At 65.4% G+C, this 9,116-nt stretch carries 9 protein-coding genes; 7 read left to right on the top strand and 2 right to left on the bottom strand.

Going from position 1 to position 9,116, the window contains the following annotated elements:
• Positions 1-217 precede the first annotated feature (217 nt).
• From fliP to csrA, 7 genes are all read left to right on the top strand, one after another.
• Complete coding sequence (fliP, locus tag RTN46_RS15060) at positions 218-988, top strand: flagellar type III secretion system pore protein FliP (protein WP_312182596.1); 771 nt, start codon at positions 218-220, stop codon at positions 986-988.
• Positions 988-1,263 (top strand): flagellar biosynthesis protein FliQ, encoded by a 276-nt coding sequence (fliQ, locus tag RTN46_RS15065; protein WP_312182582.1) that lies wholly within the window; start codon positions 988-990, stop codon positions 1,261-1,263. The genes fliP and fliQ overlap by 1 nt, the downstream gene beginning before the upstream one ends.
• A 1-nt stretch (position 1,264) precedes the next feature.
• Positions 1,265-2,023, top strand: a complete 759-nt coding sequence (locus RTN46_RS15070; RefSeq protein ID WP_312182584.1) for a flagellar biosynthetic protein FliR — start codon at positions 1,265-1,267, stop codon at positions 2,021-2,023.
• A complete protein-coding gene (locus RTN46_RS15075; protein WP_312182586.1) occupies positions 2,024-3,157 on the top strand; it encodes an EscU/YscU/HrcU family type III secretion system export apparatus switch protein in 1,134 nt (377 codons plus the stop codon).
• Entirely contained in the window at positions 3,154-5,208 is a 2,055-nt protein-coding gene (locus RTN46_RS15080) for a flagellar biosynthesis protein FlhA (RefSeq protein ID WP_312182588.1), read from the top strand. The genes RTN46_RS15075 and RTN46_RS15080 overlap by 4 nt, the downstream gene beginning before the upstream one ends.
• On the top strand, positions 5,183-6,145 hold the full coding sequence (locus tag RTN46_RS15085; RefSeq protein ID WP_312182589.1) for a hypothetical protein: 963 nt from the start codon (positions 5,183-5,185) through the stop codon (positions 6,143-6,145). The genes RTN46_RS15080 and RTN46_RS15085 overlap by 26 nt, the downstream gene beginning before the upstream one ends.
• Before the next feature lie 61 nt (positions 6,146-6,206).
• A complete protein-coding gene (gene csrA / locus RTN46_RS15090) occupies positions 6,207-6,452 on the top strand; it encodes a carbon storage regulator CsrA (RefSeq protein WP_312182591.1) in 246 nt (81 codons plus the stop codon).
• A 392-nt stretch (positions 6,453-6,844) separates the two neighbouring features.
• On the opposite strand, the gene RTN46_RS15095 is transcribed toward csrA, so the two are convergent.
• Both RTN46_RS15095 and RTN46_RS15100 read right to left on the bottom strand, forming a co-directional pair.
• On the bottom strand, positions 6,845-7,192 hold the full coding sequence (locus RTN46_RS15095; RefSeq protein WP_312182592.1) for a hypothetical protein: 348 nt from the start codon (positions 7,190-7,192) through the stop codon (positions 6,845-6,847).
• Between the two features lie 222 nt (positions 7,193-7,414).
• The gene (locus tag RTN46_RS15100) at positions 7,415-8,872 is read right to left on the bottom strand and encodes an aldehyde dehydrogenase family protein (RefSeq protein ID WP_312182594.1); all 1,458 of its coding nucleotides are present in this window, start codon (positions 8,870-8,872) and stop codon (positions 7,415-7,417) included.
• Between the last annotated feature and the right edge of the window lie 244 nt (positions 8,873-9,116).

Below are 9,116 nucleotides of genomic sequence, written 5' to 3' on the forward strand. Positions count from 1 at the left end.
GGGACACCCGCCGCGGCGGGCCTGCTCAGGGAGAGTCCATGCTCAACGGATCGATTCTGTCCCCGGACACCTGGCGCCAGAGCGCAGCCTTCCTCCGCCGCGGGCGGGAACGTTGAACGCCGTGGACACTCCCATAACAGCCCGGCCGTCCGCCGCCCGTGCACTGCGCCGGTACATCCTGGGCGCCGTCCTGGTGCTCGCCGCGACCGTCCTGTTGATGCTCGCCGGCACCGCCGCCGGCCACGCCACCACCTTCGACCCGCTGCCCCCGGCAGCACCCGAGGCTCCGAGTGATCCCTCGGCCCCCGAGGACACCGGCGGGTTCTCCGTGGACATCAATGGCGTGGACGGAGCCCCATCCACCGCCGTCGTTACCCTCATCGGCATCACGCTGCTTTCCGTGGCGCCGGCCCTGCTGCTGATGATGACGTCCTTCACGAAGATCTTCGTGGTGCTGGCAATGACCCGCAACGCGCTCTCGCTGCCCTCCATTCCACCGAACCAGGTCCTGGCCGGACTGGCACTGTTCCTCTCCCTCTTCATCATGGGTCCGGTCCTGACGGAGATAAACACCCTGGCCGTGCAGCCCTACCTGAACGGTGACTTCACGTTCAACGACGCCCTGGGTGCCGGTGCCGGGCCGCTGCAGCAGTTTATGCTCGCCCACACCCGGGAAGAGGACATTGCGCTGATGACCCGGGCGGCCAACCAGCCGAACCCCGAGTCCCCGGAAAGCGTTCCGCTGCTGACCCTGATCCCGGCGTTTATGATTTCCGAGCTGCGGGCCGCGTTCATCATCGGCTTCGTGATCTTTATTCCGTTCCTGGTCATCGACCTGGTGGTTGCCGCTGCACTGATGTCCATGGGCATGATGATGCTCCCGCCGGTCATGATCTCGCTGCCGTTCAAGATCCTGCTGTTCGTGCTGGTGGACGGCTGGGGCCTGATCATCACCTCGCTGGTCAACAGTTACCAGGGCGGCGGCTGATGGATACCAATGCGGTCCTGGACATCGGACTCCAGGGATTGTGGGTTGCGGCCAAGCTCGCGGCCCCGGTGCTGCTGACCGCGCTGGTGGTCGGCTTCTCGGTGTCCCTGGTGCAGTCAATCACCCAGATCCAGGAAGTCACTCTCTCCTTCGTGCCGAAAGCACTGGCCGTGTGTGTTGCGCTGCTGGTCTGCGGGCACTGGATGATCACCGAGATGGTCACCTTCACCCAGCAGCTGTTCGAGAAGATCCCGTCCCTGCTCGGCGGGGGATGACATGTCCATCGCCATCGACCAGGCCTGGCTGGAAGCGGTGATGCTCGCGGGTGTACGGATGGTTGCTTTCCTGGTGATTGCTCCTCCCTTTTCCTATAACGCGTTTCCGGGACGGGTGAAGGCGATGCTCGCCGTCGGGCTGGCGCTGGCCGTTGCTCCGCAGGTTTCCGAGGGCTACACGAACCTGGGCACCGCCGAGTACTTCACCGGCCTGGTGCTGGAATTCGTGGTGGGCGCCATCCTGGGCTTCCTGGTCCTGATCGTGTTCTCCGCCGTGCAGTCGGCGGGCCAGCTGATCGACCTCTTCGGCGGCTTTTCCCTGGCCCAGGGATTCGATCCGCAGTCCATGGTCAACGGCGCCCAGTTCACCCGGCTCTTCCAGATCACGGCGCTGGCGCTGCTGTTCGCGTCCGACGGCTACCAACTCGTCATCGGGGGACTGGCCCGCAGCTTCACGGCGCTGCCGCTGGCCGGCGGGATCGACCTCGCCGAGCCGGCCCAGGCCATGATCACCGCGGTCAGCCAGATGTTCATCGCCGCCGTGCAGATCGCCGGCCCGCTGCTGGTGGTGCTCTTCCTGGCCGACGCCGGCCTGGGCCTGCTGACCCGGGTCGCCCCGGCGCTGAACGCCTTCGCGCTCGGCTTCCCGCTGAAGATCCTGCTGACGCTGACCCTCGTTTCAGTGGTCTTCGTTGCCCTTCCCCGCGTCGTTTCCGCGCTGGTCCAGCAGATCGTGCGCATCCTGGCGGGGGTGGGATAGATGGCGGACCAGGATTCCGGGGAACGGTCCGAAGCCGCCACCCCGAAACGGATGAAAGAGGTCCGGGAAAAGGGCCAGCTTTCCCGTTCCGACGACCTCACCGCCTGGATTGGGGTGGGCGCTGCCGCCGTCATGATGCCCCTGACCATCAGCCGGGGTTCGGAGAAGGGCGCCGAAACGCTGATGGGGGTGGACTCCATTGCTGCCGACCCCAGCCCGTTGGCTGCGCTGCGCCTGTTCCAGGACTCGCTGGGCGGCCTGACCTATGTGATGGGTCCGCTGCTGTCCGTTGTGGTCGCTGCCGTCCTGGCGACTGCCGCACTGCAGGGCGGTATCCACTTCAAAAAGTTCAAGGGAAAGTACGAGCAGTTCAACCTGGTGTCCGGCGTCAAACGGGTCTTTGGCATGCAGGCAATCTGGAACGGCGTAAAAGCCCTGCTGAAAACCACCGTCGTCGGACTGGTCCTGTACGCCGTCATCCAGAACCTGATGCCGGTCCTGATGACCGCCGGGGGCATGTCCATTACCGCGCTGCTGGCGGAGGCCGGGGGAGGAGTTGCCACCCTGCTGCAGTTCGCCGTTGCTGCCGGCCTGGCCCTCGCCGCAGCGGACATCATGGTGGTGATGCGCCGCAACCGGAAAAAGACGCGCATGACCAAAAAAGAGGTCAAGGATGAAAACAAGAACACCGACGGCGATCCGCTGATCAAGTCCCAGCGGCGCTCCCGCCAGCTGGCCATGAGCCGCAACCGCATGATGGCCGCGGTGGGCGATGCCGACGTCGTGCTGCTGAACCCCACCCACGTGGCTGTGGCCCTGAAGTACGAGCCGGGAAAATCCGCTCCCCGGGTCGTGGCAAAGGGTGCCGGCAACATTGCCGCCCGCATCCGTGAAGAAGCCGAGACCAAGGGCGTGCCCATGGTCCGCGACATTCCCCTGGCCCGCGCCCTGCACAGTGCGTGCGAGATCGGACAGGAAATCCCGGTCGAACTGTACAACGCCGTAGCCAAGGTCCTGGCCTTCGTTATGGCCCTGAAGAACCGCGGCGCTGCCGCCGGGGTCCACACCATGGCCCCGGATGCCGGTGCCACCGCCCCCACAACCGTCCCACAACACCGTAAGGCCGCGCCGTGAACCGCAACCTCCTGAAGCTCGCTATTCCCGTGGGCGTGATCGGTATCATCCTGCTGTTGGTGGTCCCCGTGCCCGCCGGCGTGCTGGACGTGCTGATCATCATCAACATCCTGCTGGCCCTGGTGATCCTGCTGACCACCATGTTCGTGAAGAAGCCGCTGGACTTCTCCGTGTTCCCCTCGATGCTGCTGGTGGCAACCCTGTTCCGCCTCGGCCTGAACGTGGCCTCCACCCGCCTGGTCCTCGGCGACGGTTACGCCGGGCAGGTGATCGAGGCGTTCGGGCACGTGGCGGTTGGCGGTTCCCTGATTATTGGCGCGGTGATCTTCCTGATCCTGGTCGTCATCCAGTTCGTGGTGGTGACCAAGGGCGCCGAGCGAGTGGCCGAAGTCGGCGCACGGTTCACCCTGGATGCCATGCCGGGCAAGCAGATGGCGATCGACGCCGACCTCAACGCCGGCCTGATCACGGACATCCAGGCCCGCGAACGCCGCGCCGAGGTCTCCGCCGAAGCCGACTTCTACGGTGCCATGGACGGTGCCTCCAAGTTCGTTAAGGGCGACGCGATCGCCGGGCTGATCATCATCATCATCAATATTGTGGGTGGCATCGCCATCGGTATGCTGCAGCGCGGCATGGGCATCGGCGAAGCGATCGATACGTACACCCTGCTCACCATCGGCGACGGTCTGGTCACGCAGATCCCCGCGCTGCTGATGGCCGTCTCCACCGGCATGATCGTCACCCGCTCCAACGCCGAATCGGATATGGCTTCCACCGCCTCAGCGGAATTGGGACAGTCGCGGATGGCGCTGATGATCGCCGGATCCGCCGCGATCGTTATGGCCCTGATTCCGGGGATGCCGAAGATTCCGTTCATCGTGATCGGTGCCCTGCTGATTTTCGCCAGCCAGCGGGTCAAGGCCCGGGAGGCAGCCGAGGCGCAGGCAGCGGAGACGGACGCCGTCGCGCAGCTCACCGGGGCACCTGCCACGGACACCACCGAGGACCTGATCGAGCAAATGCGTGTCCACGCCCTGGAAGTGATGCTCTCGCCCGACCTGGTGGACATCGTCACCGGAGGCAGCGATGACCTGCTGGCCCGCGTCCGCTCGCTGCGGCGGAAAATCGCCCTGGAGCTCGGCGTCGTTGTTCCGCCGGTACGGACCCGCGACAGCGTGGACCTGCCGGCCTCCACCTACGTCATCCGCATCGCCGGTGTGGAAGCCGGCCGGGGCGAAGCACCTGCCGGCAAGGTCCTCGCCCTTGGCGACTTCCTCGAGGGGCTGCCGGGGACGGCGACCGTGGAGCCTGTGTTTGGGCTGGCCGGTAAGTGGGTCCCCGCGGAGATGCGGCATGCGGCGGAAATGGCCGGTGCCACTGTGATCGACCGGGTTTCCGTGCTGGTCACGCACCTCTCCGCGATCATCACGGCCAACGCCGCACGGCTGCTGACACGGGAGGACGTCCGGATCCTCACCGAAGGGGTCAAGCAGGTCAACCCGTCGGCGGTGGACGAGCTGGTCCCGAACGTGCTTTCCCTCGCGGAAGTGCAGCGTGTGCTGCAGGGGCTCCTGGTGGAACAGATCCCAATTAACGACCTGCCGCGTATCTATGAATCCCTGCTGCTCAAGGCCAAGGCATCTACCGATCCGGAAGGGCTGATTGAGGCGGCGCGCCAGGCACTTGGCCCCGCACTGGCCGCCCAGTACGTGAACGGCAACGTGCTGCGGGTCATCATGATCGACCCGGCGCTGGAGCAGTCCATGCTCGAATCCCTCCGGCCCTCGGACCAGGGGACACAAATCCTGCTGGATCCGGCGCGGATCGAAAACATAATCGCCTCCCTTAAGACTACTGTTGCCACTGTGGAGAACTCAGGCCACACCGCTGTCCTGGTGTGTGCCCCGGCGCTCCGGCCGGCGATTCGCCGCCTCGTATCTGCCCAGACCAACGGGTTGCCTGTGCTTTCCTACCAGGAAGCCACGGCGGCGAACGTAAACATTGAAACTGTAGGAGTAATCCGTGGAACCGAGACGATTTCAGCTTGAGGGCCCGTCCCTCGACGTGCTGAAGGCAAAAGTTCTCGCGGAACACGGCCCGCGGGCCCGCATCATTGCCGCTGAGAAGGTCACCATCGGCGGCATCGGCGGATTCCTCGCCCGGCACCACTATGAGGTCACTGTGGAGCTGCCGCAGCGTGGACGCCGCGCGGCTCCCGTCGAAGCAGATCTGCCCAGCCGCGCAGGGATCGGAGCGCTGCTGGCCAGCGCGGAGGAAGCCGAAAACAACCTGCGTCCCGGGGCCCCGATCCTGCCTGATGTGTCTACGGGCAGCAACGCATTCGCCGAGCTGATGGCGGACCTGTCGCAAAACACGGGGGCCCCCGCGCGGCCCGCGGGACCGGTGCCGTTTGCCTTTCCGCAGTTGTCCCCGGCTGCCCACGACGGCGGAGCTGCCCCGGACCGGGCAGCGGCCCGTCCGGGCCAGGAAGTACCGGTGCCTCTGGTGGGGGCAGGGGACCTGGTGATCGTTGTTGGCCTGGGGCAGGATCCCATGCTCGTGTGTGAATCGATGGCCGCCGCTGCCGGGTTCAGCGCCCAGGCGCTGCGGGCCGGGGGAGGGGTGGACGGCAGCGGTGTTGGACGTGCCGGTGACCGCCGGGCCGTGGCCACGGCCCGGGCAGCCGGAGTCCTGGCCGGACACCCGGTATTCCTCGCCTATGGAATCGGCCGGGGCGTCAGTGAGCTGGCCCGGCACACCACTTTGATTGCCGCCCTGGCACCGGACCAGCTGTGGGTTGCCGTGGATGCGGGGCGTAAACCCGAAGACACTGCGGCCTGGGTTGGAGCGGTGCGCGGCGCTGCCGAAGTCCAGGCCCTCGCCGTCGAAGGCTTGGAAGGTACGGCCACGCCACAGAGCGTCAACAGCCTGGGCCTGCCGGTCGGCTGGCTCGACGGCGCTCCGGCACCCGCATCGGTGCTGTGACATATCCGGGTTTAGCCGATTCCGCAGTAAATGCGGCCGGTGCTTGCGATAGAGTGAATAAATGCTGGTGCTAACGCGGAAATCAGGAGAACAGATCCTGATTGGGGATGACATTGTCATTACCGTGCTCGATTCGCGCGGCGACGGCGTCCGGATAGGCATTGATGCCCCCCGCGGAGTGAGAATCCAGCGCAATGAAGTGGTGCGTGCTGTGGAAGAGGCCAATGTGGCTGCCACCGCCGAAGTTCCCGACGCAGAAGAGCGCATCAAGGCCCTGCTCAGCGTCCGCCGGCCCGACGCCGAATAGCAGCCGGTTCGCAGCCGGTTCGCCGCAGCAGCTGGCCCGTAGCGTCCCTGCTGCGCCAGCTGAATTTCCGGACAGTGCGAACGTACTGAATCTCTTGGACGGCCGGCTCCGCCTCTGACGGTGCGGTCCACCGGCACTGCCGTAGTCCATCCCTGGCTGTAAAGCCCTTCCCGGCCTGTAACGCCAGCCCCTGCTGAATGCGCATCCTTCGGTAAATCCATTGATGCTGGTTAAAGCCAAACCCCGGCATCCATTGGGGTGGATACCGGGGCGGCGAGCCGAATGCGTTCCGCGGACGGGCGGTCAGCACTGCACATGCAACTGTGCGGGCTCGTCTTTGCAGTATTTATTTTTGGGGGATACTGCGGTTTCTTTCTTGGGGAAAGACCTGTTTAGCTGCCGGAGCGGACTTTGGTGCCGAAGAGGCGCAGCGTGCGGCGGGCGGGGGCAGCCGTCTTGCCGCGGGATCCGGCGACGTGGCGCTCAACCTGGCCCTTGCTGGTGGTGGTGCCGTAGTAATCCTGCAGCACGCGGCGCTCGTGGGTGGAGCAGCGGACGCCGGGGTAGCGGTAGCCGCGGATGACCCAGTAGCCGGTCCGGTCGGTGGCGCGCTTGTCATTGGCCCATTCGGGTACCAGACGGCGGCTGCATTCGGTGCAGAGGGCGGCAACGTGATTGTCACGCTGAGTGTCCGTGTAGCGCTTGACCAAAACCTCGGTGCCGGCGTTCCATGCGTTCACGTTATCCCCCAATGTCTTCGCGGTCCGTGTGGACCTTTCTGCTGATGAGTAAGACGATATAGAGCTTTCCCTAGGCAAACGCTCAAGTTCGACCCGCAGTTGCCGCAATGTTTCCGAAAGAATTCCCTGCGGAAATCTTGAGCATTAAAACTGAGCTTCAGGAGGCCGAAAAAAGCGGCGGCCACCCCGTGGATGGCCGCCGCTTTTTAGTGCCTAGGAGACCTAGAACGGGTAGGACGCGATGTCGGGCCGCACGGTGACCCACTGAATTTCCGTGAAGGATTCCATGTTCGCTGCAGCCCCGCCGACGCGGCCGCCGTTGCCTGAATCCTTGACTCCGCCGAAGGGTGCGTTGGACTCGTCATTGACGGTCTGTTCGTTGATGTGGACCTTGCCGGACTCCACTCGGTCGGCAATCTTCATCGCCATTCCGACGTCGCCCAGGATAGACAGGGACAGACCATATTCGCTGGCATTGGCCAGCTCGACGGCTTCGTCGATAGTGGAGAACTTCATGACCGGTGCCACGGGGCCGAAGATCTCTTGGGACCACGCCGGGTTATCCGGAGTAACGCCGGCGAGCACGGTGGGGCGGTAGAAAAGGCCCTCGCTGGTTCCACCGGCGGCGAGGTGTGCCCCGGCAGTCACAGCGTCCTGGACAATCCCGTCGATCTTCTTGAGCTGGTTCTCGTCGATGATCGGGCCAAGAGCGGCCTGTCCGCCGGCCGGATCTCCCACGGGAAGGTGTTCGGCCTTCTCCGCGAGGGCGGCCACGTAGGCATCGTAAATATCCTCATGGACAATGTGCCGGCCGGTAGTCATGCAGATCTGGCCCTGGTGCATAAAGGAACCGAATGCTGCAGCGGAGGCAGCCTTCGCCAAGTCCGCCCCGGGAAGCACGATCATGGCGTTGTTGCCGCCGAGTTCCAGATGGGCGCGCTTGAGCAGGCGTCCGGCGGACTCAGCGATCCTGCGTCCCGCGGCGGTCGAGCCGGTGAAGGCAATGACCCTGACCTCGGGGGCTTCAACAACGGCTGCGCCGATCTCCGCGCCGCCGGGCAGGAGGGACAGCAGCCCGGAGGGAAGGCCGGCTTCCTCGAAGACGCGCATCAGGGCAACGCCGCCGCAGACTGCCGTGCGGGGGTCCGGCTTCAGCAGCACCGCGTTGCCCAGGGCGAGTGCCGGGGCAACTGCACGGATGGAAAGGATCAACGGGAAGTTGAACGGCGCGATCACGGAGACGACGCCGGCAGGCCGCCGTCGGGCCATTGACCAGCGGTTGGCATTGGTAGTGAGCACTTCGCCCGCGGGCAGCGCCGGCAGGGCGGAGGCGTCGTAGCATTCGTTGGCCGCAGTGTGCGTTTCGAGTCCGGCCTTCGCGGGGATGCTGCCGGATTCACGGGTGATCCAGCTGCCGATCTCCTCGGCATGCTCCTCCCAGAGCAGGCCGGCGCGGCGCAGGACTGCGGCGCGTTCTTCGGGCTTGCGGGCAGCCCATTCCTTCTGGGCTGCCGCCGCGGTCCGGGCCGCCGTCAGGACGTCCTCGACGGAGGCGACGCCGTAGCTTCCCAGGGTTTTTCCGGTAGCCGGTTCCAGTGCTTCGGCTGTTCCGGCGCCGCCGTCGCGCCAGCCGTTGACATAAATCTTGTCCGTCCAGATGGAGGGGTCGAGCAAAGCCATGATCTTCCTCGCTGTTGGGGTTACCTAGGCCATTGATTATCCCAGACTGGCTGTGCGCCGGGACACATGGAGTTACGGGCGCGCAGAGGGACCCCACGAATCTTCTTCGGGGGACGCCGGGGCGGCCGGCGCGTCCGGAGGACCCCGCGGGTCGGCGTGTGTGGAGCGCCCGCGGGTCGGTGCGTGTGTTGCAGAAGACCTTTGGTGGGGCCGAGGGGTTGAGGCGGGGAGGGCTGAGGCGGGG

The sequence above is a fragment of the Arthrobacter sp. genome, from assembly GCF_031988865.1.
Lineage (GTDB): Bacteria > Actinomycetota > Actinomycetes > Actinomycetales > Micrococcaceae > Arthrobacter_B.